The organism is Streptomyces lothianensis, assembly GCF_047779955.1.
Classification (GTDB): Bacteria; Actinomycetota; Actinomycetes; order Streptomycetales; family Streptomycetaceae; genus Streptomyces.
Window position 1 is genome coordinate 79,310 of the sequence record NZ_JBLMKT010000049.1, and the last position, 22,555, is coordinate 101,864.

Genomic DNA, 22,555 nt, shown 5'->3' on the forward strand with positions numbered 1-22,555 from the left:
GTCCGTGTCGCCGGGGGGGCCTCGGCAGGGTGCTCAGTCGCTGAACGTGTCGATGCCGGTGACCTTCCAGCTCCCGTCCCGCTCCACGAGGTCGACGGCGAGCATGGCGCCCGCGTAACTGCCCGCCGTATCGGCGCCCGCGGCGGTGCCCGTGCTGCTCTGGTCGGCGAAGACGAGGACGCGGGCGCGGTCCCCGTCGATCCGCTGCACCGCACTCTCGGTGACAGTCGTGGTGACCACGGTCTTCTGCTTCTCGGCCTGCGCGAGCACCGGCGCGAGCAGCTCGCGGTGCTGCTCGACGGCCTTGCCGGTGAGCAGCTTCCCGGCGGCTTGCCGCGAGCTCTGCGGATCGGCCTGGTCGTACGAGAAGAGGGCGTTCACCGCCTTCTCCGCCTGGCCCTTGACCTCGCTGGTCCTGGCCGGGTCGAGCAGCGCGGTGTTCTGCAGCGCGGCGGCATCCCGCAGGCTCTGCGCCTGGCTGAACGCCCAGCCGGCGAAGGCGCCGAGGAGCAGCGTGAGCAGGCAGAGGACGGCGAGCGGCGGCGGGACACGGCGGGCGGCCACGGGGCGCGGCCCGCGCAGGCGGGAGATACGGACGGGGGTACGCCTCCCCGTCGCCTCCGCCGGGTCGCTCTTGCCCTTGGCCTTGCCCTTGGCCTTGCCGTTGCCCGCGCGCTTGGGCGCGGACGGCGGTTCGGGCTTCTGTGGACGTTCGCGCACCGGCGTGCGGACCGGCGCGCTCCCTGCGGCCAGGTCCCGGCGCTCCTCCGGTGCCGCCTCCGCCGTCCGCACGGCGGCGAGGCGGCGCTGTCGGTTGAGGTGGTGGCGGGTGGTGTGGCGTGTCGTGGACATGGGTTCCGCTCCGTCGGTTCGGGGTGTCGGCCGGTGGGCACGGCGCGCGGCGGCGGGTGGGGCGCGGCGTGGATCAGCCGGCCGGTGCGGTGCCGCCGACCTGGGCCTGGCCGAGACCGCTGAGCTTCCATCGGCCGCCGGTGCGGGTGAGTTCGCCGAGCATGCGGCTGTCCGTCTCCTTGGACTTGCCGTCCGCCGCGGTGACGGTGACGCGCAGGGCGACGAGGACGCGGGCCTTGCCCGCGCGCTCGTCGAGTTCGGTGAGCGCGCCGTCGAGCACCTTGGCGGTGCTGACGGTCTTCGCCTCGCGCACCCGCTTCTCGAAGGCCTCGCGCCCTTCGGTGAGTTGCTCGTGCAGCTTGCCCGTCGTGGACGACTCCCACAGGTCGAGGCCGTCGGCCATGTCCTCGTGGTCGAGGGTGTTGAGGTTCTGCACCGCCTGCTCTCCCGCCCGCAGCGCGTCGTCGCGCGCGGTGGCGTACGCGGCCCTGTCGTCGTGCGCGGCGCTGTACCAGGACCACCCCGCCCAGGTGGCGAAGCCGCCCGCGAAAAGGGTCAGCGCGAGCGCCGCGAGCAGCAGCGGCCGGCTCATACGGTCCATCCGGTGTCCTTTCAACGGGCTTTGATGTCGACTCACCGGGCTTCGGTGTCGTCTCAACGGGCCTTGATGTCGACGATCCGCCAGACGTCGTCCCGCAGTTCGGCGGTGACGGACAGCTGGGCGGCGGAGGTCGTGGGCTTCTCGTCCTCGCGCGTCGCGGTCTGGTCGAGGAAGACGAGCAGGTGCGCGCGGTCGCCGCGCAGGCTGACCGTGCCGACGCGCACGGTCTGCGTGGACAGGGTCACCTTCTGGTCCCGTACATCGGCCCTGACCCGCGCGAAGAGCTGCGCGTACTGGCTCGCGGCCCGCCCGTCGAGCGAGGCGCGGGCGGCCTGTTCGGTGGCCTCCGTGCCGTCGGGCGTATACGAGAACACCTTGGCGAGCGCGCTGCTCACATCCCCGTTGACCCGGGCGGTGGCGGCGGCGTCGGTGAGCGCCTGGTTCCGTGCGGCCTCGGTGGTGCGCAGGGCGTGGGCCTGCTGGAATCCGAGCCCGCCGCCGAGCACGAGCACCCCGGCGAGGGCACCGATGGCGAGCCGCCGCCACCGCTTGCCGCCCCGCTCACCGTCAGGTCGGTCCGGGTCATCGGATGCGGCCGCGTCACCGCTGTCCTCGGCGGCGCTCCCCCGCTTCCCGGCCTCTGCCTCCGTCCCCTCGACATCGGCGTCCGGGGCCTCGATGTCCGCCCCCTCCACCTCGACGTCGGCGTCCGGCGCCTCGACGTCCGCCCCCTCCACCTCGACGTCCGTCACCTCGACGGCACCCTTCCCGCCGCCCCCGTCCCGCACGCTCGTACGGCTCACTGCGCCGCCACCTCCCCCACCGGCACGGCTTTGAGTGCCCGTACCTTCCATGTGCCGTCCTCCGCCCGGTCCAGCGTCGCCTCCAGGCGTTTGCGGGCCGTGGTGGGGGACGTTGCGCCCTTCGCCATGGTGTCCACGCGCAGGGTCGCGATGAGGCGGGCCGTGCCGGCGTGGTCGTCGAGGGCCGTGAGCGCCGCGTCGGTGACGGAGGCCTTCGCGGAGGCGCCTGCGGCGGGCTTCAGGCCGGAGAGCTCCTTGCGGAGCGGTCCGGCCGTCACCGTCTTCCAGGTGCTGATGCCGTCCTCGGCCCGTTCCTTCGAGGAGGCGTCGAGCGTGGACAGCGCGGCCACGGCCGCCTTCCCGTCCGCGAGCGCCGCGTCCCGCGCCCGCGCGTAGGCGAGGTCGTCGTCCGTACGGGCCTGGACGTAGGACCACGAGCCCGCCCCGAAGACGGCGAGTGCGGCGGCGAGTCCCGCTCCCGCGAGCAGCCGGCTCATGCGCCGTCCCCCTTCCCGGTCAGACCGAGCAGCGAAGCCATGTCTCCGGAGGAGCCCGCCGCACCGCTCTCCCCCAGCGAGGGCAGGTCGAGCGCGCCGGGCCGCGCCGGATCGGGTACGTCGCCGCTGCCGGGCGCGTGCGCCGAGCCGCGTACGTTGACGCCCTCGGACGCGGGCGACGTACAGCGCGCCCCGGTGTTGAGCGTGGGCGCCGGGGAGGTGTCCGTACCGAGCCGGTAGCGCGTGTCGCCGTAGCCCTCCGTGCAGGGCAGGGGCTTGAAGAAGGTGACGCTCATACCGAAGTTGACCTTCTTTCCGTCCACCGCGGTGGCTCCGGCCGCGACGGCCCGCGGCAGCTGGACGAGCAGCTCCTCGGTGCCGCGCTGCCGCGTGACGGCGATCTCGGAGGTGGTGAGGAGGTTGGCGAGCAGCACGCTCAGATCGGGGTCCATATCCCGCAGCAGCCCGCTGACCTGGGTGGCCGCCTCGGGTGCCGCCATCACGAGCTCGCGCAGATCGGCATCGGAGCCCTTGAGCGTGACGGCGAGGTCCGAGGCACCGTCGGCGAAGCCGCGGATCGCCTCGCCCTCCTCGGCCTGGGTGCGCAGCACCACCGCGCCGTCCTCCATGAGCTTGATGGACGTGGGCAGCGCGCGGTCGGCGGCCTGCACGAAGTCGGTGCCGTTGTCCAGGAGGACCTGGAGGTCCTCGCCGCGGCCCTCGAAGGCCTTGCCGAACTCGTCGACGACGGTGCGCAGATCGTCGAGCGGGATGGAGGTGGTGAGGTCGTCGACGCTCTGCAGGACCTCGGTCACGGGCTTCGGCACGGAGGTCCGGCTCGCGTCGATCCGCGAGCCGTCCGCCAGGTAGGGCCCGTCGCCGCTGCGCGGCCGCAGGTCGATGTACTGCTCGCCGACCGCGGAGAGGCCGGCGACCACGGCCTGTACGTCGTCGGGGATCTCGGGCGCGGACTTCCTGATCCGCAGCTCGGCCTCCACCCCGTCCGAGGTGAGCCCGATCGGCCCGACCCGCCCCACGGAGACGCCGCGGTAGGTGACGTCGGAGTGCGTGAACAGTCCGCCCGTACGCGGCAGCTGGACCTTCACCGTGTAGTAGTCGGCGGCCCCGACGTACCGGCCGAGATCCGCGTACCGGATGCCGAGGAAGGCGAGGACGACGACGGCGATGACGAGGAAGGCGATGTTCTTGAGCCGGGTGGCGAGGGTGATCACTGGCCCGCACCCCCCGTGGCCGGCAGCGGCAGCGGCGAACTGTCCGCACCGGACTTCGGGACCGACTGCGCCTTCGCCCCGGCACCCGCATCCGCCCCCGATTCCGCCTCCGGGTCCGGGTCCGGGTCCGGCGTCGAGGGCACCAGCGGCGGAATCAGTTCCGTCCCCTCCGCCGCCGTGAGGTCCAGGTAGACGTTGAGATAGTCACCCTTGATGCCGCGCATCACCTCGTCCGTGAACGGATAGGTCAGCAGCACCTCCAGCGAGTTCGGCAGATCCTGCCCCGCGTCGGCGAGCGCCTTCAGCGTGGGTGCGATGGCCTGGAGGTCGGCCACCATGTCGGCCTTGCTGCGGTCGACGGTCTCGATCGCGACCGAGCTGAGCCGGTCGAGCGAGCGCAGCATCGTCATCAGCGAACCCCGCTGCTGTTCCAGGGTCTTCAGGCCCGGCGACAGGTCGGTGAGCACGGTGGCCACGTCCTCCTTGCGGTGCGAGAGCGTCGCGGAGAGCCGGTTGACGCCGTCGAGCGCGGCGGTGATGTCGCCGCGGTTGGTGTCGAGGTTCGTCACCAGGGTGTTGACGCGGCGCAGGGTCGAGCGGACCGTGTCCTCGCGTCCGCCGAGCGCCTTGTTGAGTTCCTGGCTGATGGTCTTCAGCTGGTTGACCCCACCGCCGTTGAGCAACAGGGACAGAGCTCCGAAGACTTCCTCGACCTCGGTGTTGCGTCCGGTGCGGGAGACCGGGATGACGTCCCCGGACCGCAGGGTGCCGGTGGCGTTCTCCTCGGGTGCCACGAGCTGGACGTACTTCTCGCCGAGCAGGCTCGACTGTTCGACGTGCGCGCGGGTGTTGGCGGGCAGCTTCACATCGCCGTTGACGCGCATGGTGACGCGGGCGCTCCAACTGTCCGTGCCGCTGAGGCTGATGTCGGTGACGCGTCCGACGGCGACGTCGTTGACCTTGACCGAGGACTGCGGGACGAGGCTGAGCACGTCCTTCATCTCCGCGGTGACGGTGTACGGATGGTCGCCGAGGTCCGCGCCGCCGGGCAGCGGCAGGTCCTCGATTCCTCCGAAGGAGGGCGTGGGCAGGATCACGGCACCGTAGGTGAGGGCGAAGGCGACGGTGACGGACAGGGCCGCGCCGATCCAAAGCGGGCGCCTCGTGCGCGGTAGCAGCTTCACAGCCCCCCACCTCCCACGGCGGGCAGCGGAAGCAGCGGCCCGCCCATGCTGATCTCGTTCAGATTCGCGCGGCCGTCCAGAGTGCGGGTCTTCGGGTTGTACGTGTTGATCATGTTCCCGGCCGCGAGCGGCACCACGTCCATCGCCTCGGCGAGGGAGGCCCGCTGGTCGACCAGGGCCTGGGTGATCGGCACGAGCTTGCGCACGTTCTCCTTGAGCTCGCCCCGGTTGTCCTTGATGAACTTCTTCACCTTCGCCAGCGCGCCGCCGAGCTCCTTGAGCGCGCCGGCCAGGGCGTCCCGGTTGTCGGCGAAGTAGCCGGTGACCTCGTCGAGGTCCTCCTGTGCGCTGCGCACCGAACCGTCCTTGTTCCTGAGCATCGTGGTGAACGACTGGAGCTGGGCGAGCGTGGTGAACAGGTCGTCGCTGCGGCCGTCCAGGGTCTTGGCAGCCTTGCCGAACTGCTCGATGGACTCCCCCATCGCGGTGCCGTTGCCTTCGAGGTTCTTCGCTCCGGTGTCGAGCAGGTCCGAGAGCGCGCCTTCGGCGTTCGCGCCGCCGGGGCCGAGTGCCTCGCTCAGTTCGGTGATGGAGTCGTAGAGCTGGTCGATCTCGACGGGGGTCCGGTTGCGCGAGGCGGGCAGTTCGGCGCCGTCCGCGAGCTGCGGGCCGCTCTCGTACGCGGGTGTCAGCTGTACGTAGCGGTCGGCGACGACGCTGGGCGCCACGGCGACGGCCCGCGCGTCCTTCGGCACCCGCACGCCCTCGTCGAGGACGAGGCTGACCTCGACCTGTTCTCCCTGTGGCTCCACGGCGGCCACCTCGCCGACGCGGACGCCGAGGATGCGCAGGTCTGATCCCTCGTAGATGCCGACGGCCCGCTCGAAGTAGGCGGTGATGCGCAGGCCTTCGGAGGTCAGGGCGCGCACCGAGACGATGCCGCCCGCGATGAGCAGGGCGAGCACGAGCGCCACGGACACGAGCCTGCTGCGCGAGCCCCGCAGGCCTTCGACCGAGTCCCGCATGGCGGTCCACACGGCGGGCATCACGCGCCACCCCCCTTCACGTCGTACTTCCCGTTCCTGGGCGGCATGCAGGAACTGGCCGGCAGCGAGGTCTCGGGCAGGTAGTCCCGTGGCACGATCCCGCACAGGTAGCTGTCGAACCAGCGGCCGCTGCCGAGGGTGTTGCCGATCAGCCGGTAGTAGGGCCCGACGAGCGAGAGGGTCTTGTCGAGCTTCTCCTTGTTCTTCTCCAGCACGGAGGTGACCCGGCCGAGCGCCTTCAGCGTGGGTCCGAGTTCCTTCTCGTTGTCGTCGACGAGCCCGCCGAGCTCGCGGCCGAGCGCCTGGCTGCCGGTGAGCAGCGCCTTGATCGCGGTGCGGCGCTGCTTCAGCTCCCTGAGCAGCGAACCGCCGTCGTCGATGAGCGTCTCGAAGCTGGACTTCTTGTTCTTGAGCGTCTTCGTCAGCTGTTTGCTGCCATCGAGCAGTGCGGCGAGCTGGGTGTCGCGCGAGGAGACCGTCTTCGACAGCGCGGAGAGCCCGTCCACGGCGGCCTTCACGTCGGGCGGCGAGTCCTCGAAGGTCTCGGAGATCGTCCGGAAGCTCCGGGCGAGCTGCGCGGTGTCGATCTCGTCGATGGTGCCGCTCAGGTCCTGGAAGGCCTGGGTCACGTCGTACGGCGATGTGGTGCGGCTGAGCGGGATCCGCGAGCCAGGGTCCTGCTCGGCGTCACCGAGCGGGTCGAGGGCCACGTACTTCTCGCCGAGCAGCGTCTTGACGGCGATCGAGGCGGTGGTGCGGTCGCCGATCCAGATGCCGTCCTCCTCGATCCGGAAGCCCACCTTGACCTTGGCCCCGTCGAGGCCGACCGAGGTGACCTCGCCGACCTTGACGCCGGCGATCCGTACCTCGTCGCCGTCGCCGAGGCCGGCGGCCTCGCTGAAGTCGGCCGTGTAGTCGGTGCCGCCGCCGATGAAGGGCAGACTGCTCGCGTTGAACGCGGCGAGGAGCAGCAGCGCCAGGGCGAGGAGTCCGGCGAGGGCGATTCCGACGGGGTTGCGTTCCTGGACCGGCTTGAACCGGGGCCTTCGCGGGCCGCGCGGGCGTCCGCCGGGTGAGCTGCGGTGCGGGCGTCCGCCGGGTGAGCTGCGGTGCGGGCCTGGCGCTTTCACTGGCACCTCGCTTCTTCGACGACGATGCCGGTGGGCGGCTTCGACCCGTCGGACATGGTGACGCCGTCGACCTCGGCCCGGCACAGATAGAGGTTGAGCCAGGAGCCGTAGGACGAGAGGCGGGACAGGGCGGTCAGCTTGGCGGGGGTCCTGTCGAGGAAGTTCTCGATCTGCGGGATGCCCTCGCCGAGCGAGTCGGACAGCCGGCCGAGCTGCTTGATGTCGTCCTTGAGCGGCTTTCGGGCATCCTGGAAGAAGCCGGCGGTGACGGTGGTGAGTTCGCCCATCGCCTCGACGGCCTTGCCGAGCGGCTCGCGGTCCTCGGCGAAGCCGGAGACCAGCCGGGTGAGGGTGGTGACGAGGTCGTCGAACTTGTCCTCTCGGCTGTTGATCGTGGTCAGCACCTCGTTGAGGTTGCCGATGACCTCGCCGATGACCTTGTCCTTGGCGGCCACGGTCGAGGTGAGCGAACCCACGTGCTTGATCAGGCTGTTGACGGTGCCGCCCTCGCCCTGGAGCACCCGGACGATGGACCCGGCGAGTTCGTTGACGTCACCGGGGGAGAGCCCTTCGAACAGCGGCTTGAACCCGTTGAAGAGCAGCGTCAGGTCCAGGGCGGGCGTGGTGCGCTCGACCGGGATGGTGGCGCCCGCCGCCAGGTCACCGGTCTCGGCGCCCGTGCCGCGTTCGAGGGACACGTAGCGCTGGCCGACCATGTTGAGGTACTTCACGGCGGCCGTCGTGGTGCGCGGCAGGCTGCGGCCCTTCTCCACGGTGAAGGTGACCTGTGCGGTGCGCCGGTCGACCACCCGTACGTCGGTGACCTCACCGACCTTGACGCCCGAGATCCGTACGCCGTCGCCTTCGATGAGCCCCGTGACGTCCGTGAACCTGGCGCGGTAGGTGACGGTCTCGGAGCCGACGCTGGTGTTGGCGATGGACAGCGCGAGCAGGGCGGTGGCGAGCGCGGTGACCACCAGGAAGATCAGCGACTTGATCAGCGGCCCGGCGATCGAGCGGCGCCGTATGTGCCGGAAGTCTCCGTCGTGGGCGCTCACTTCAGCTTCACCTCCGTGCCTCGGTAGACGGGCCCGGCGAGCAGGCTCGACCAGTCGGGCAGCTCGCCCGGTGAGGTCTGCGCGGCGGGTGCGATCAGCTCGTTCACCAGGTCGTTCTCCTGCGGCGAGTTGGCGGGCCCGAGGTCCTGCTCGGTGGCTGCGGTGGCGGTGACGGGGGCGCGGGCGGAGCCGGCGCCCAGGTACGGCACGGGGTAGCAGGCGGGTCCGCCGCCCGAGCCGTACGTCGGGGTGTCGCGCCCGGGCGCGTACGCGCCGCGCGAGGCGACGCTCGTGACGTTCACATGCATCCCGGGCTCGTCGGTGCCCTTGCCGAGTGCCTTGTCCATCCGCGGCACGAACTCGGCGAGGGTGCGCAGCGTGCAGGGGAACGACGAGGAGTGCCTGGCGAGGAGTTCGAGCGTCGGCCGCGATGCCGCGGAGAGCCGGATGATGTGGTCCTTGTTGGCCCGCAGGAAGGCGTCCAGGTCCTCGGCGGTACGGGTGGTGCTGCCGTAGGCCTTGGCGAGATCCTGCTCCTTCTCCGCGAGCGTGCCGGAGGTCGTGGTGAAGTCGGTGAGCGCGTCGAGGATGCCGGGTGCGGCGTCGGCGTACAGATGCGAGACCTTCACCAGCTGCTTGAGGTCCTCGTTCAGCTTCGGCAGATGCGGGTTGAACTTCCGCAGATGCGCGTCGAGCGTGGTCAGCGACTCGCCGAGGGTGTCGCCGCGCCCTTCGAGCGCCTGCGACACGGCGGACAGGGTGGCGGACAGCTTCTGCGGCTGTACGGCGGTCAGCATCGGCAGTACGTCGTCGAGCACCTGCTGCAGCTCGATGGCGTTGGCCGAGCGGTCCTGCGGGATGACGGACCCCGCCGGCAGCGTCCGCGTAACGGGACCGCCCGGCGGTACGAGGGCGACGTACCGTTCGCCGAACAGGGTGGTCGGCAGCATCTGGGCGCGTACGTCCTCGGGGATGTGGCCGAGCGCCCCGGGCTCCAGGGCGAGGGTGAGCCGGGCTCCGGTGTCGGTGGTGTCGATCTCCCGCACCTCGCCGAGCACCACACCGCGCAGCTTCACCTCGGCGCCGGGATGCATCTGGTTGCCGACGGCGCCGGTCTCGACCACGATCTCGTCGGACTCGGTGAACTCCTTCTGGTAGACGGCGACCGCCAGCCAGATGAGCAGCGCGGGCACCAGCAGGAAGGCGACTCCGGCGAGTCTGCGGCGCAAGGTCTCCATGTCAGCCCGCCACCTTCACGGTCGTGGTCGCGCCCCACAGCGCGAGGGACAGGAAGAAGTCGGTGACGGCGATCAGCACGATCGCGTTGCGCACGGACCGGCCGACCGCGATCCCGACGCCCGCGGGACCGCCGCTCGCCCGGAAGCCGTAGTAGCAGTGGGCGAGGATCACCAGCACGCTGAAGATCAGCACTTTGAGCACCGACAACAGCACGTCGGTCGGTGACAGGAAGAGGTTGAAGTAGTGGTCGTACGTGCCCTGCGACTGGCCGTTGAAGACGGTGGTCACGATGCGGGAGGCGAGGTACGAGGAGAGCAGGCCGATCGCGTACAGCGGGATGATCGCGACGACGCCGGCGATGATCCGGGTGGTGACGAGGTACGGCATGGACCGCACGCCCATGCCTTCGAGCGCGTCCACCTCCTCGTTGATCCGCATCGCGCCGAGCTGGGCGGTGAACCCCGCGCCGACGGTGGCGGACAGGGCGAGACCCGCGACGAGCGGGGCGATCTCGCGGGTGTTGAAGTACGCGGAGACGAAGCCGGTGAACGCGGCGGTGCCGATCTGGTCCAGGGCCGCGTAGCCCTGCAGTCCGACGACGGTGCCGGTCGCGGCGGTCATCGCGATCATCACGCCGATGGTGCCGCCGATGACGCCGAGCCCGCCGGAGCCGAAGGCGACCTCGGCGAGCAGTCGCTGCACTTCCTTGGTGTAGCGGCGCAGGGTCCTGGGGATCCAGACCAACGCCCGTAGGTAGAACAGGAGTTGGTCGCCACCGCGGTCGAGCCAGACGAGGGGGGAGGACACGACGGGCTCAGCCTCCCTTCGGCGGAACGATCTGGAGGTAGATGCCGGTCATCACGGTGTTGACGATGAAGAGCAGGATGAAGGTGATGACCACGGACTGGTTGACGGCGTCACCGACGCCCTTGGGGCCGCCGCGCGGGTTGAGCCCGCGGTAGGCGGCGACGATCCCGGCGATGAACCCGAAGACGAGCGCCTTGAGTTCGCTGATGTAGAGATCGGGCAGCTGGGCGAGCGCGGAGAAGCTCTGCAGATACGCGCCCGGGGTGCCGTCCTGCATGACGACGTTGAAGAAGTAGCCGCCGAGGGTGCCGACCACCGAGACCATGCCGTTGAGCAGCACGGCCACCGACATGGTGGCGAGCACCCGGGGCACCACGAGCCGCTGCACGGGCGAGACGCCCATGACGGTCATGGCGTCGAGCTCTTCGCGGATCTTCCGGGAGCCGAGGTCGGCGCAGATCGCGGAGCCGCCGGCGCCCGCGATGAGCAGGGCGACGATCAGCGGGCTGGCCTGCTGGATGACGGCGAGCACGCTCGCGCCGCCGGTGAAGGACTGGGCGCCGAGCTGCTGGGTCAGGGAGCCGACCTGGAGCGCGATCACCGCGCCGAAGGGGATGGAGACCAGCGCGGCCGGCAGGATCGTCACGCTGGCGATGAACCAGAACTGCTCGGTGAACTCCCGGAACTGGAACGGCCTGCGGAAGGTGTCCCGCCCGACCTGGATGCCCAGGGCGAACAGCCGGCCGGTCTCTCTCAGCGGACCCAGGAGCGGATTCGGCGTCGGCGCGGCCTCGCGGTCCTTCCCGACCGGTGGTGTGGGCGGTTGGGCGGGCGGCGGCGACGGTGGAGGCGGAACTGGCGGCCCGCCGGGCGCCGCGCCGCCGGGGGGATGCTCGTCCAGGCTCATATGGAGCCCCCGGCGCGCGGCATCACGACCGTCGGCTCGAGCGGCTCCTTGCCGTAGGTGGCCCTGATCGCCGACTGCGCCGACTGGGGCAGTCCCGGCAGCAGCTTGAGCACCCGCTCCCGCCGACGTGCGACGGCGGCGCGCGGGCCCAGGCCCTCGGAGGGTTCGAGCTGCGGTACGAGCTGACGCGGCGGAGCCGCGGTGGGCCGCGTGCCCCCGCCTGCGGCCTCGGCCGCCTCGGCGGCGAGCGTGGCGGCGTCCTTCTCCTCGGACATGCCGATGGGCCCGACCACATCCGCGGTCAGGAACTGCCGTACCGCCGGCTCCTCGCTGGTCAGCAGCACCTCGCGCGGCCCGAAGGTCACCAGGCCCTTGCGGTACAGCATCCCCATGTTGTCCGGCACGGTCGCCGCGATGTCGAGGTTGTGCGTGACGATCAGCATCGTCGCGTCGATCTGGGTGTTCAGATCGATGAGCAGCTGTGAGATGTACGCCGTGCGGACCGGGTCGAGCCCCGAGTCGGGCTCGTCGCAGAGGATGATCTGCGGATCGAGCACGAGCGCCCGCGCCAGCCCCGCCCGCTTGCGCATGCCGCCGCTGATCTCACCGGGAAGTTTGCCCTCCGAGCCGAGCAGCCCCACCATGTCGATCCGCTCCATGACGACGCGGCGGATCTCCGACTCCTTCTTCTTCGTGTGCTCGCGCAGCGGGAACGCGATGTTGTCGAAGAGGTTCATGGAGCCGAACAGGGCGCCGTCCTGGAACATCAGCCCGAACAGCTTCCGTGCCTCCATGACGTCCCGCTCCGGGCTGTGGGCCATGTCGACCCCGTTGACGAGGACCCGGCCCCGCTCCGGCTTCAGCAGCCCGATCAGGGACTTGAGGAAAACGGTCTTGCCGGTGCCGGAAGGCCCGAGCATCACGCTCACCTCGCCGGCGGGCAGGGTGAGGCTGACGTCCTGCCAGATCTGCTGCTTGCCGAAGGACTTCGCAAGGCCTTCGACCTGTACTTCGATTCCCATCTCACCTCCAGCAAGCATGTCGAGCAGGTACGGACGCGAGAGACGCGCACCGCTTTGTTACGACCGTGATAGATGAGCACCGCGGGGCGCACCGTAAAACACCGGGAACGCTCCGGACAAGCGTCCGGACAAGCCCCCGGAAAGAAATATCCTGCCCCTTACGGCGACTTGTCTCCGCGGAGATAAATCAGTCTCCGCAGTTTGTCACCGCGGAGCTGAATGACGTGTTGATGCGGGCGAGACCCGGCACCACCGGGGGTGGAAGCACAGGGCCTCGCCCTGGGAAATCCGGCCCGGAAGGAGGGTGCGGGGCACGGCGTTCCCGATGCCACTCCGAGCCGACAGGGGGCTGCCGGCCAGGAGTTGTGCGGCGGTTCGTGCGACGCTACGAGTGAGTAACCTGGCTCCGCAATACACCTGGACCACTTTTCGCGCCGGCATCTGGCGCACTGTCGACTTTCCTCACCGGGAAGCTAAGTTGACTCGGCTGACTTCTCACCCGGGAGATAGGTGCGAGAAGTCTCCACCTATTCTCTGTCAGAGCCGTTGCGCGCCTAGGTTACCTCCGCGTAACGTCCCTCCGCAGATGGATACCAGGTCGCTCGACCGGAAATCCACTGAACGTGTCTCCCCGTAGCCAGCGAACCCTTCGGCGGCGGGAGGTCAGGAATCGGCTGCGCCGGCGACTTGTTCCGGGCGAGCCGCAGAAAACGACCAAGAGGAAGGCACACTCTCATGCTCAAGAACCTCAGAAAGTCCGCCCTGGTGGCGGGAGCGACGGTGGGCGCGCTGGCGCTCGTGGCAGCGCCCGCGATGGCGGACCCGTCGAACGTCTGGACTGTCTCGCCCAGTCCGGCGAACTACGACGCGACGAACTCGACGAACATCGTGCTGTCGGTCAACGGCATTGCCATGACCTGCACGTACGCGGACGCTTCCGGGACCATGCAGAGCGCGACGGGCAACCCCGGCGTCGTGGGCAGCATCGACTCGACCAACTTCGGCACCGCCGCGGTGCCCTGCACCAGTCTCCTCGGTCAGGTGATCGCCGTACAGAACGCCCCGTGGACGGTGGAGGCGGTGGACTACGACTCGGCAACGGGCGTCACCACGGGCTACATCGGCAACGTGGACGCCACAGTCCAGGCCGGAGCCTGCACGTTCCGCGTCGAGGGTGAGGCATCCGGCACCTACAACAACTCCTCGGGCACCCTGTCCGTGAACAGCAACTCGACGGACGACCTGGTCATCACGGAGTCCACGAACTGCGGAGGCATCGCCCCGGTCGGTGCACGGCCGACCTTCACCGGCGACTACCACGTGGTGGTGGACGGCACCACCGCGTCGCCTTCCATCGTCGGCTCGAACTAGCAGGCCGAGGAACGAGCTGTCCAGGTGTCCTCGTCCACCCGGGGAGATCCATGGGTGGACGAGGACACAGGCTACGAAATGGCGGGAGCGGAAATCCTATGAGTGGCCGGCGCACTGCTCATCGGCGGTCCACGCGGATCAGCGCACGCACCGCGGCGACCGCCGCCTTCGTCGTTCTGTCCGCGATGGTCCCCGGCACGGGGACGGCGGCAGACGCCCAGCAAGGAGTCGAAGCCGACCTGGTCTATCGCTGTGCCTTCCCCTCCGGACAGCGGCCCGTGACCGTGTCGGTGGCGGCGCGGCTGCCGTCCCGGGCGGACGTCGGCGAGGCCGTTGAGGCCGCCGATGTGATGACGACGATCGAGCTCCCCGAGGAGGAAGTGACTGCGTGGGCCGCGGAGGGAGCGGCGAGCGCAAGGGCCGACACCCGCCTCACGGTGAACTACGCGCAGGCGGCGGAGTCCGCACAGGCGCAGTGGAGGGGAACGGCCGAGGAGACAGCCCTGCCCGGGTCCGGAGCCATGGAGATCGTGGCGACAGGGAACGTCCCGACCGTAACCGCCGGAAGCACTGGTGAGCTGAGCCTGAGCGCCGGTGAGCTCGGCTTCGACCTGGTGATGAAGACAGCCGAGGGCGAAGCCACGGCACAGGAGACAGTCTCGGTGTCCTGCACCCCCGCCCCGGACGGGGACGGTCGGTTCGCGGCCATCCCCATCGGTAAGGACGTCGACGATCCTGGTGAAGCGTCAGCTTCGCCGACGGCATCGGAAGATGAGTCCCCTCAGCCTGAAGAGCGACCTCGGTCACGGGCCCCGGAAGTGAGGGAGCCCGCCCAGGGAACTGCGGCGGACCCCGAGGCGCCGCCGTGCCATTACGAGGACGCACCCAGCGTAGGGTTGGTCACCTACATCACCGGCTACTCGAACGTCCGCAAGCTTGGCAACGCGTCGCTACTACCGCTGTCCTGCGTGAACGTCGACCAGGACCCCATCCCGGATATCGAATTCAGAGACGGTGTGCTGCACATCATTCAGAACTCGACCGGAGTTCTGGACGAAGCCAACCGGCCGAGGACGACTCCTGGCCCCGCCACCTTGCTGACCTTCGGGTTCATGCCCACATCGGCGAAAATGGTCCTTGAGCAGACCGGCCCGATGACCATCGACTCGGACCTCGCGAACACCTTCCCCAGGACCAAGGGGACGACCTACATCAGGGTCGGTCTGACTCTGCGCCTCTATGACGTGAAGGTAAACGGAGTCCCCTTGCCCGTGGGTGACGACTGCCGGACGGATGGCTCGCTGTATTCCGAAGAGCCATCGCCGGAGCAGTTCCCAGATCCGCACCTCGTGCTGGTGGGAACCGGCACGACGAATATATCCGGCGGGGAGGCCGAAGGATACTTCCTGCTGGACGGCGGTCAACTGACCGGCACGTTCACCATCCCCCGCTTCACCAACTGCGGAATCGACGAAGACTTGGACAGCCTTCTCACAGCTTCCCTTTCCGGCCCTGGCAACTATGTCAAGCAGGTGCAGGGGCCTCCGTGCGGCGTCGCCGTGGGGACGGACCGGTTCTGCACGGACGACCTGCAACCAAAGGTAATTCCCGTTCCCGAACGCTGACCCACTCCCTCGGGAATCGGTACGACCGAGTGGAAGCCGTACCGACTCCCGAGAGCCTCTCGATCGCGACGTTCCATCACCCGCCCCTCATCCCTGGAGTCGACATGAGACGTCCGAACCTGCGCAAAAGACTGGCTGCCCTCGGCGCCGGAACCGCTTTGGCAACCCTTGCCTCCATGGGCACTGCCACCGCGGCCGAACCGCAACTGAACGGCGCCTGGGAGCCGTTCACCCGCTGCCCGGTCGACGCACCGGCGATGCTGGCCACGGACGGGCTCGCCCAGGTACCCCAGTGCGTCGTCTCGCACTCCGCCGGCGGCTCGATCAAGCTCGGCAATACGACCGTCACGACCGGAGCGACCAACCTCCAGTTCGGCGTCGTCCAGAATTCCGACGGCACGAACACCGTCGTCGCCCCGCCCGCAGGCTCGATCATCGCCGACTCCGCGTATGTCCCCGGCGGGATGCTCGGGCTGATGTGCCCCAGTGACATCCCCGTCATCTCCTATATCTGCGGGCAGATCGAGAACGGCGCGGTCAACGGGATCGAGGCGACCGTCGAATCCGTCGGTACGCCGAGCGACTACAACCAGGTTGCGGCGATCCTGACCGGCCAGACCATTGTCTCCATCCCCGTCCGGGTGAAGCTGGAGAACCCGTTCCTGGGAGACAACTGCTATATCGGTTCGGCCTCCGAGCCGATCATTCTGCAACCGCAGAACACCGTCGCACCTTCCGTCGGCGTCGAACGCTTCAACGGCGACGGCTCGGCCAACCCGGCGGGCGAGATGAGCCGCCTCAACCTCGCGGGCGCCACCCAGGCCGACACCACCTTCTCCGTCCCGGGCGCCACCGGTTGCGGCCTCGACTGGGGACTCATCAACTCGGTCGTCAACCTGAAGACCGGCCTACCGTCCCCCTCGGGCAACAACAGCCTCGTCCTCAACAACGCCCAGACGCACCTCGGCGGCTTCTTCGCCGCCGGCACGCACGCCCCGAACGCCGGCCGACTCCTCTCGGACAACTGGCACTCGGCCGTCCAGCAGTAGACGGATCCAGCTTGGCAGCGCGAGACTCCCGGCGCAGCGTGTGCGTCCGGAAGCCTCGTGGCCCCTGTCTGCCGGGCGAACACCGCCCGGCAGACGGGGGCTTGCCCGAGGTGTTGAGCCCCGTCGTCGGGTCCGAGAGAGGGCAGCACGATCCCTGGCGCCCGCAAGGCTCCACGCAGCGTCTCTGCCGCCGTGACCGGATCGGGCGTGGGCGGCTCTCGGTTCGTTGCCATGAACGGACGTCAGAGAGTACCTGTCCTCCCTGACAGACTGTCCGCCGTGTCGTCCTCCCCTGATCCTCGCCCCGGTGAGGCTGCGCGCGCCGGGCAAGCCGGCCGACCCGCTGTTCCCGGTCGGCCGGCTTCTCGCGTGGTGGCCGTGCGGGTCGCGCTGCTCGCCGGCCTGTTCGCGGTGTCGACCTGGCAGGTCGTGAGTGAGGGGCCGCTGCGGCGCTTCGGGGAGCGGGCCGGGGATGCCGTCAGGACCGGGGGATTTCCCGGTGGGCTCGCGGAGTTGTCGGCCGATCTCGGCAATGTCGTCGTGGCCGTGCCGGTGCTGGTCGGCGCGGCCTGCTACGTGTACGGGCGGTCCCGGCGGTGGCGGGCTCCGGTGGCTGCTCTCCTCGTGCTCGCCCTCGTGCCCGCAGTGGTCGCCCCGCTCAAGGCGCTGATCGACCGGCCGGGGCCGCCCGGCACGGATGGCAGTGGTGGGTTCTATCCGTCGGGGCATGCGGCGACCGCGCTCGTGGCGTTCGGGGCGGCTGTGCTGCTGCTCCTGCCGTACGCACGCCGGCATGGGCGCCTGCTCGTGGGCGCCGGGGTGCTCCTTGTCGCCGCGAACGGGTTCGGGCTCGTCCGCAGGGGCTATCACTGGCCGTTGGATGTGGTGGCGAGCTGGTGTCTGGGTGGGCTGTTGCTGATCGTGCTGAGTCTCCTCGTACGGCGGAGTCTCCTCGTACTGCCGCACGGGCGGCCGCCGACGTGATCAGTCGCCCGGCGTGCGCGCCAGGCCCGCTGCCGCCTCGTGCATCGCGAGTTCGAGGAGGCTCGGGTCGATCAGCGTGCCGGAGCCGTCCGGCGGGATGAGCCAGCGGACTCCGCCGCTGGTGGCGCGGCCCGGGTACGGGATGACGATCCAGGTGCCGCGGCCCGCGCCGCGGACCCCGGTGCCGACCCAGCGCTCTGCCGTGCCCGACGGGACGAAGAAGCCCAGGCGGGATTCGCCGAAGTCGGCGAGGACCGGGCCCGGCCGGTCCAGGCAGCGGGTGAGGATGTCGAGGGTGGGACAGCCGAGTTCGCCCGGCAGGATGAGCACGTCCCAGAGCCTGCCCGCCGGGAGCAGCGCGACCCCATGGGGGTTGCGCTCCCACTCCCAGCGGCAGGCTTCCGGGTCCGGTGCCACCGAGACAAGCCATTCGACTGCCGCCTTGGTCCCCGTGCTGCTCATGGAGGGGCCTCCTTCTTCGTGTACGTGGCTGGGCCTGACACGAAGGAGAGGGGCCTGGGGCGGTTTGCTTACGCGGGTTTCTCCACTTGTTTTCGCAGCTTGTCTTGTCGAGTTGTCCGCTCGGCTTGCCGGTGGCGAGGCGGATCAGCTGTCGAAGCCGAAGCCCAGGCGGTCCATGACCTTGAGCCACGCGTTGCGGCGGCCTTCGTTGCGGTCCGCGCGGACCAGCGAGCGCCGCGTCAGCTCGATGCCCGTCCAGGCGAACGGCTCGGGCGGGAACGGCAGCGGTTTCGTGCGGACCATCTCCAGCTCCGTGCGTTCGGTCCGCTCCCCCGCGAGCAGGTCGAGCATGACGTCGGCGCCGAAGCGGGTGGCGCCGACCCCCAGGCCCGTGAAGCCGGCAGCGTAGGCGACGCGGCCGCGGTGGGCGGTGCCGTAGAAGGCCGAGAAGCGGGTGCAGGTGTCGATCGCACCGCCCCAGGCATGGCTGAAGCGCAGGCCGGCCAGCTGCGGGAAGCAGGTGAAGAACTGTTCGGCGAGCTTCGCGAAGGTCTCGGGGCGCTGGTCGTATTCGGCACGGACCTTTCCGCCGTACCGGTAGACCGCGTCGTAGCCGCCCCACAGGATGCGGTGGTCCGCGGAGAGGCGGAAGTAGTGGAACTGGTTGGCGGTGTCGCTGAGGCCCTGGCGGCCGCGCCAGCCGATGGACGCGAGCTGCTCCTCACTGAGCGGTTCGGTCATCAGCGCGTAGTCGTACACCGGGACGGTGTACGGGCGCAGGCGCTTGACCAGCGAGGGGAACACGTTGGTGCCGAGCGCGACGCGGCGGGCGCGGATCCGGCCGTACGGGGTGCGCACGGCCATGCCCGAACCGGACGGGGCGAGGTCGGTGGCCGGGGTGCTCTCGTAGATGCGGACGCCGAGTTCGCGGCAGGCGCGGGCCAGGCCCCAGGCGAGCTTCGCGGGGTGCAGCATCGCAACGCCGCGGGTGTCGTGGAGGCCGCCGAGGAAGGTCGGTGAGTCGATCTCGGCGCGCACCTCGTCGGCGTCCATGAGCCGTACGCCCTCGTCCAGGCCGTTGGCCCGCAGGTCCTCGTACGCCTCCCGGAGCTCGGCCAGCTGGTAGGGCTCGGTGGCCACGTCGATCTCGCCCGTGCGCTCGAAATCGCAGTCGATGCCGTAGCGGCCCACGGCCTCCTCGATGGCGTCGAGGTTGCGGGCGCCGAGCTCCTCCAGCTTCGCGATCTCGGCGGGCCAGCGGGCGAGGCCGTTGGCGGTGCCGTGGGTGAGCGAGGCGGCGCAGAAGCCGCCGTTGCGCCCGGAGGCGGCCCAGCCGATGGAGCGGGACTCGACGAGGACGACGTCGCGGCCGGGATCGCGTTCCTTGGCGATGAGCGCGGTCCACAGGCCGCTGTAGCCGCCGCCGACGACGAGCAGATCGCACTGCTCGTCTCCGGTGAGGGCGGGCTGCGGGTCCGGGCGGCCGGGGTCGTCGAGCCAGTACGGGACGGGCTTGGCGCCCGCCAGCGATGCCAGGACTTCCTTGCTACTCATGGCACTTGGGGCCATGATTTCCACTCCCTTACGAGGCCCGCGGGCGCACACGGCCCGCGGGCAAGAGCCGCCGCGGGCCCACGAAGGCCCGCGGCGGGCCTGTTATGCGTGTTTCTTTCGCCTGTTGCCGGCCAGGATGCCGACCAGGACACAGAGCACGGCGACGGCGAACATCGCCGTGCCGATGACATTGATCTGTACGGGGGTGCCGCGCTGTGCCGATCCCCAGACGAACATCGGGAAAGTCACGGTGGCGCCGGAGTTGAAGTTGGTGATGATGAAGTCGTCGAAGGACAGCGCGAACGAGAGCATCGCGCCCGCCGCGATACCGGGTGCCGCGATCGGCAGCGTGACCCGCAGGAAGGTCTGCACGGGGCCCGCGTAGAGGTCCTGCGCGGCCTGTTCGAGCCGCGGGTCCATCGACATCACACGCGCCTTGACCGCGACGACGACGAAGCTCAGGCAGAACATGATGTGCGCGATGAGGATGGTCCAGAAGCCCAGCTTGACGCCCATGTTCAGGAAGAGCGTGAGCAGCGAGGCGGCCATCACGACCTCGGGCATCGCCATCGGCAGGAAGATCAGCGAGTTGACGGCGGAGCGGGCGCGGAAGCGGTAGCGGGCCAGGGCGAAGGCGATCGCGGTGCCGAGCGCGGTCGCGGCGAGCGTCGACCAGAGGGCGATCTGCAGGCTGAGCGAGAGCGAGCCGCACATGTCGGCGACTCCGCAGGGGTCCGTCCAGGCGTCCGTGGAGAACTCGCGCCAGGTGTAGTTGAACTTGCCCGCGGGGTTGTTGAAGGAGAAGACGAGCACGACGACGTTCGGCAGGATCAGGAAGCCGAGCGTGAGCAGGCCCGCGAGGACCACGAGATTGCGGCGTATCCACCGCGTGACAGCGGACATCAGACGAGGTCCTCCGTTCCGGCCCGGCGGATGTAGAACGTGACGATCAGCAGGATCGCGGCCATCAGGATGAAGGAGAGGGCGGCGGCCGTCGGATAGTCGAGAACGGTGAGGAACTGCGACTGGATCACGTTGCCGACCATCTTCTCGCTGGTGGAGCCCAGGAGATGGGCGTTGACGTAGTCGCCGCTCGCGGGGATGAAGGTGAGCAGGGTGCCGGAGACGACGCCGGGCAGCGAGAGCGGGAAGGTCACCTTGCGGAAGGTGGTGAAGGGCCGCGCGTACAGGTCGCCCGCGGCTTCGTGCAGCCGGCCGTCGATCCGTTCCAGGGAGGTGTAGAGCGGAAGGATCATGAACGGCAGGAAGTTGTACGTGAGTCCGCAGACCACTGCGAGCGGGGTGGCCAGCACCCGGTCGCCCTCGGTGAGGCCGAGCAGGTTGGTGATGTCGATGATGTGCAGGGTGTTGAGGACGTCCACGACGATGCCGTTGTCCGCGAGGATCGTCTTCCAGGCGAGCGTACGGATCAGGAAGCTGGTGAAGAACGGGGCGATCACCAGGATCAGGACCAGGTTGCGCCAGCGCCCCGCCTTGAAGGCGATGAGATACGCGAGCGGGTAGCCGAGCAGCAGACACAGTCCGGTGGCGATGCCCGCGTACAGGACCGAGCGCAGGAACTGCGGCCAGTAGTCGCCGAGCGCGTCCAGATACGTCTGGAAGTGCCAGGTGACCTTGTAGCCCTCCTCCAGCGAGCCGGTCTGCACGGAGGTCGAGGCCTGGTAGAGCATCGGCAGCGCGAAGAAGAGCAGCAGCCACAGCAGACCAGGGAGCAGCAGCCAGTACGGGGTGAAACGGCCGCGCTTCCTGGCCGGTTTCCCGGCTGTCTTCTCGGCGGGCGCCTCGGGTGGCGCCTCGGCGAGCGTCGTCATGCGGCCACCTCTTCTTCCGTGGCGGCGGCCTCGGCGGTCCCGGCGAGCCGGGACTGGACGGCGTCCAGGCCGAAGCCGTGCTCCGGGTTCCAGTGCAGGACGACCTCGGCGCCGGGGCGCAGCCTGCCGTCGTGCTCGACGTTCTGCGCGTACACCTCGAAGGACCCGCAGACGGGCGAGTCGATGACGTACTGCGTGGAGACGCCGATGAAGCTGCTCTGGGCGATGGTGCCGGTGATGCGGTTGCGGCCCTCGGGGATCGAGCCCGCCTCGTCGGCGTGGGTCAGCGCGACCTTCTCCGGGCGGATGCCGAGCAGCACCTTCTCACCGGTGCGGGTCTCGGCGCTGGTGCGGGCCGCGGGCAGGGACAGCTTGGCGTCACCGGCCTTGACCACGAGGTTCGCGCCGCTCGCGTCGGCGACCTCGGCGGTGATGAGGTTGGAGCTGCCGAGGAAGTTGGCCACGAACGTCGTCCGCGGGTTCTCGTAGAGATCGGCGGGCGAGCCGAGCTGTTCGACGCGGCCCGCGTTCATCACGGCGACCTGGTCGGCCATCGTCATGGCCTCCTCCTGGTCGTGCGTGACGTGCACGAAGGTGATGCCCACCTCGGTCTGGATGCGCTTGAGTTCGAGCTGCATCCGGCGGCGCAGCTTGAGGTCGAGAGCGCCGAGCGGCTCGTCGAGGAGCAGCACCTTGGGGTGGTTGATCAGCGCGCGGGCCACGGCGACGCGCTGCTGCTGGCCGCCGGAGAGCTGGTGCGGCCGCTTCTTGGCGTGATCGCCGAGCTGCACCAGGTCGAGCATCTCGCCGACCTGCTTCTTCACCGATTTGATGCCGCGGCGGCGCAGACCGAAGGCCACGTTCTCGTGGATGTCGAGATGCGGGAACAGGGCGTACGACTGGAAGACAGTGTTGACCGGCCGCTTGTACGGCGGCAGGGCCGTGACGTCCTGGTCGCCGAGGTGGACGGTGCCGGTGGTGGGGTCCTCCAGGCCGGCGATCATGCGCAGCGTGGTGGTCTTGCCGCAGCCGGAGGCGCCGAGCAGGGCGAAGAACGAGCCCTCGGGGACGGTCAGATCGAGCGGGTGGACGGCCGTGAAGGAGCCGTAGGTCTTGCTGATCCCGGAGAGGCGGACATCGCCGCGGGTGGTGTCAGTCATGGGGTACCTACAAGGGGAATCAAGGGGACGGGCGGGGACGAGGACGACCTGCGTACGGGCAGGGACGAGAACGGCCTGCGTACGGCTCAAACGCCGGTGAGCTTGGCTCAGACGCCGGTGAGCACGGCTCAGACGCCGGT

Annotated in this window: 22 protein-coding genes; 4 read left to right on the forward strand and 18 right to left on the reverse strand. The window is 69.6% G+C overall.

The features are described from left to right. Positions 1–33: 33 nt before the first annotated feature. From ACLF6P_RS17780 to ACLF6P_RS17840, 13 genes are all read right to left on the reverse strand, one after another. On the reverse strand, positions 34–852 hold the full coding sequence (locus ACLF6P_RS17780) for a hypothetical protein (RefSeq protein WP_415951402.1): 819 nt from the start codon (positions 850–852) through the stop codon (positions 34–36). 73 nt (positions 853–925) lie between these two features. After that, positions 926–1,453, reverse strand: coding sequence for a hypothetical protein (locus ACLF6P_RS17785; protein ID WP_415951404.1), 528 nt, complete (start codon positions 1,451–1,453; stop codon positions 926–928). A 53-nt stretch (positions 1,454–1,506) separates the two neighbouring features. Beyond that, positions 1,507–2,256 carry a hypothetical protein gene (locus tag ACLF6P_RS17790; RefSeq protein WP_415951406.1) on the reverse strand — a complete coding sequence of 250 codons (750 nt, stop codon included), beginning with the start codon at positions 2,254–2,256 and terminating at the stop codon, positions 1,507–1,509. Next, complete coding sequence (locus ACLF6P_RS17795; protein ID WP_415951408.1) at positions 2,253–2,753, reverse strand: hypothetical protein; 501 nt, start codon at positions 2,751–2,753, stop codon at positions 2,253–2,255. Before ACLF6P_RS17795 ends, ACLF6P_RS17790 begins: the two co-directional genes overlap by 4 nt. Further along, positions 2,750–3,985, reverse strand: a complete 1,236-nt coding sequence (locus tag ACLF6P_RS17800) for an MCE family protein (protein WP_415951409.1) — start codon at positions 3,983–3,985, stop codon at positions 2,750–2,752. Before ACLF6P_RS17800 ends, ACLF6P_RS17795 begins: the two co-directional genes overlap by 4 nt. Continuing rightward, positions 3,982–5,169, reverse strand: coding sequence for an MCE family protein (locus ACLF6P_RS17805; protein ID WP_415951411.1), 1,188 nt, complete (start codon positions 5,167–5,169; stop codon positions 3,982–3,984). The genes ACLF6P_RS17800 and ACLF6P_RS17805 overlap by 4 nt, the downstream gene beginning before the upstream one ends. Continuing rightward, complete coding sequence (locus ACLF6P_RS17810; protein WP_415951550.1) at positions 5,166–6,194, reverse strand: MCE family protein; 1,029 nt, start codon at positions 6,192–6,194, stop codon at positions 5,166–5,168. Before ACLF6P_RS17810 ends, ACLF6P_RS17805 begins: the two co-directional genes overlap by 4 nt. Before the next feature lie 20 nt (positions 6,195–6,214). Next, entirely contained in the window at positions 6,215–7,219 is a 1,005-nt protein-coding gene (locus ACLF6P_RS17815; protein WP_415951552.1) for an MCE family protein, read from the reverse strand. A 122-nt stretch (positions 7,220–7,341) separates the two neighbouring features. Beyond that, positions 7,342–8,373 carry an MCE family protein gene (locus ACLF6P_RS17820; protein ID WP_415951554.1) on the reverse strand — a complete coding sequence of 344 codons (1,032 nt, stop codon included), beginning with the start codon at positions 8,371–8,373 and terminating at the stop codon, positions 7,342–7,344. 26 nt (positions 8,374–8,399) lie between these two features. After that, on the reverse strand, positions 8,400–9,641 hold the full coding sequence (locus ACLF6P_RS17825) for an MCE family protein (protein ID WP_415951413.1): 1,242 nt from the start codon (positions 9,639–9,641) through the stop codon (positions 8,400–8,402). 1 nt (position 9,642) lies between these two features. After that, positions 9,643–10,449 carry an MlaE family ABC transporter permease gene (locus ACLF6P_RS17830; protein WP_415951415.1) on the reverse strand — a complete coding sequence of 269 codons (807 nt, stop codon included), beginning with the start codon at positions 10,447–10,449 and terminating at the stop codon, positions 9,643–9,645. Between the two features lie 7 nt (positions 10,450–10,456). Continuing rightward, positions 10,457–11,356 (reverse strand): MlaE family ABC transporter permease, encoded by a 900-nt coding sequence (locus ACLF6P_RS17835; protein ID WP_415951416.1) that lies wholly within the window; start codon positions 11,354–11,356, stop codon positions 10,457–10,459. Continuing rightward, the gene (locus ACLF6P_RS17840; RefSeq protein WP_415951417.1) at positions 11,353–12,378 is read right to left on the reverse strand and encodes an ABC transporter ATP-binding protein; all 1,026 of its coding nucleotides are present in this window, start codon (positions 12,376–12,378) and stop codon (positions 11,353–11,355) included. Before ACLF6P_RS17840 ends, ACLF6P_RS17835 begins: the two co-directional genes overlap by 4 nt. A gap of 735 nt (positions 12,379–13,113) precedes the next feature. On the opposite strand from ACLF6P_RS17840, the gene ACLF6P_RS17845 reads away from it, so the two are divergent. The 4 genes from ACLF6P_RS17845 (at position 13,114) to ACLF6P_RS17860 (ending at position 17,407) form a co-directional block, all read left to right on the forward strand. Further along, positions 13,114–13,749: a hypothetical protein gene (locus ACLF6P_RS17845; RefSeq protein WP_415951418.1), complete on the forward strand. Its 636-nt coding sequence runs from the start codon at positions 13,114–13,116 to the stop codon at positions 13,747–13,749. Positions 13,750–13,847: 98 nt separating this feature from the next. After that, entirely contained in the window at positions 13,848–15,374 is a 1,527-nt protein-coding gene (locus ACLF6P_RS17850; RefSeq protein ID WP_415951419.1) for a DUF6801 domain-containing protein, read from the forward strand. A 104-nt stretch (positions 15,375–15,478) separates the two neighbouring features. Next, on the forward strand, positions 15,479–16,423 hold the full coding sequence (locus ACLF6P_RS17855) for a hypothetical protein (protein ID WP_415951420.1): 945 nt from the start codon (positions 15,479–15,481) through the stop codon (positions 16,421–16,423). Positions 16,424–16,792: 369 nt separating this feature from the next. Continuing rightward, entirely contained in the window at positions 16,793–17,407 is a 615-nt protein-coding gene (locus ACLF6P_RS17860; protein WP_415951421.1) for a phosphatase PAP2 family protein, read from the forward strand. Here ACLF6P_RS17860 and ACLF6P_RS17865 read toward each other — a convergent pair whose 3' ends face one another. From ACLF6P_RS17865 to ACLF6P_RS17885, 5 genes are all read right to left on the reverse strand, one after another. Further along, positions 17,408–17,869, reverse strand: coding sequence for a hypothetical protein (locus ACLF6P_RS17865; RefSeq protein ID WP_415951423.1), 462 nt, complete (start codon positions 17,867–17,869; stop codon positions 17,408–17,410). A 144-nt stretch (positions 17,870–18,013) separates the two neighbouring features. Further along, the gene (locus ACLF6P_RS17870; protein WP_415951424.1) at positions 18,014–19,438 is read right to left on the reverse strand and encodes an NAD(P)/FAD-dependent oxidoreductase; all 1,425 of its coding nucleotides are present in this window, start codon (positions 19,436–19,438) and stop codon (positions 18,014–18,016) included. 87 nt (positions 19,439–19,525) lie between these two features. Then, the gene (locus ACLF6P_RS17875; RefSeq protein WP_415951425.1) at positions 19,526–20,326 is read right to left on the reverse strand and encodes an ABC transporter permease; all 801 of its coding nucleotides are present in this window, start codon (positions 20,324–20,326) and stop codon (positions 19,526–19,528) included. Then, a complete protein-coding gene (locus tag ACLF6P_RS17880; RefSeq protein WP_415951426.1) occupies positions 20,326–21,255 on the reverse strand; it encodes an ABC transporter permease in 930 nt (309 codons plus the stop codon). The genes ACLF6P_RS17875 and ACLF6P_RS17880 overlap by 1 nt, the downstream gene beginning before the upstream one ends. After that, positions 21,252–22,415: an ABC transporter ATP-binding protein gene (locus ACLF6P_RS17885; protein ID WP_415951428.1), complete on the reverse strand. Its 1,164-nt coding sequence runs from the start codon at positions 22,413–22,415 to the stop codon at positions 21,252–21,254. Before ACLF6P_RS17885 ends, ACLF6P_RS17880 begins: the two co-directional genes overlap by 4 nt. Positions 22,416–22,555 lie beyond the last annotated feature (140 nt).

Bases quoted from the DNA above. Each gene is read 5' to 3' on its own strand.
- ACLF6P_RS17825 (WP_415951413.1), bottom strand. From the start codon at position 9,641: ATGGAGACCTTGCGCCGCAGACTCGCCGGAGTCGCCTTCCTGCTGGTG.
- ACLF6P_RS17835 (WP_415951416.1), bottom strand. From the start codon at position 11,356: ATGAGCCTGGACGAGCATCCCCCCGGCGGCGCGGCGCCCGGCGGGCCG.
- ACLF6P_RS17850 (WP_415951419.1), top strand. From the start codon at position 13,848: ATGAGTGGCCGGCGCACTGCTCATCGGCGGTCCACGCGGATCAGCGCA.
- ACLF6P_RS17840 (WP_415951417.1), bottom strand. From the start codon at position 12,378: ATGGGAATCGAAGTACAGGTCGAAGGCCTTGCGAAGTCCTTCGGCAAG.
- ACLF6P_RS17865 (WP_415951423.1), bottom strand. From the start codon at position 17,869: ATGAGCAGCACGGGGACCAAGGCGGCAGTCGAATGGCTTGTCTCGGTG.
- ACLF6P_RS17855 (WP_415951420.1), top strand. From the start codon at position 15,479: ATGAGACGTCCGAACCTGCGCAAAAGACTGGCTGCCCTCGGCGCCGGA.
- ACLF6P_RS17795 (WP_415951408.1), bottom strand. From the start codon at position 2,753: ATGAGCCGGCTGCTCGCGGGAGCGGGACTCGCCGCCGCACTCGCCGTC.
- ACLF6P_RS17845 (WP_415951418.1), top strand. From the start codon at position 13,114: ATGCTCAAGAACCTCAGAAAGTCCGCCCTGGTGGCGGGAGCGACGGTG.
- ACLF6P_RS17875 (WP_415951425.1), bottom strand. From the start codon at position 20,326: ATGTCCGCTGTCACGCGGTGGATACGCCGCAATCTCGTGGTCCTCGCG.
- ACLF6P_RS17810 (WP_415951550.1), bottom strand. From the start codon at position 6,194: ATGCGGGACTCGGTCGAAGGCCTGCGGGGCTCGCGCAGCAGGCTCGTG.
- ACLF6P_RS17885 (WP_415951428.1), bottom strand. From the start codon at position 22,415: ATGACTGACACCACCCGCGGCGATGTCCGCCTCTCCGGGATCAGCAAG.
- ACLF6P_RS17780 (WP_415951402.1), bottom strand. From the start codon at position 852: ATGTCCACGACACGCCACACCACCCGCCACCACCTCAACCGACAGCGC.
- ACLF6P_RS17785 (WP_415951404.1), bottom strand. From the start codon at position 1,453: ATGGACCGTATGAGCCGGCCGCTGCTGCTCGCGGCGCTCGCGCTGACC.
- ACLF6P_RS17870 (WP_415951424.1), bottom strand. From the start codon at position 19,438: ATGGCCCCAAGTGCCATGAGTAGCAAGGAAGTCCTGGCATCGCTGGCG.
- ACLF6P_RS17880 (WP_415951426.1), bottom strand. From the start codon at position 21,255: ATGACGACGCTCGCCGAGGCGCCACCCGAGGCGCCCGCCGAGAAGACA.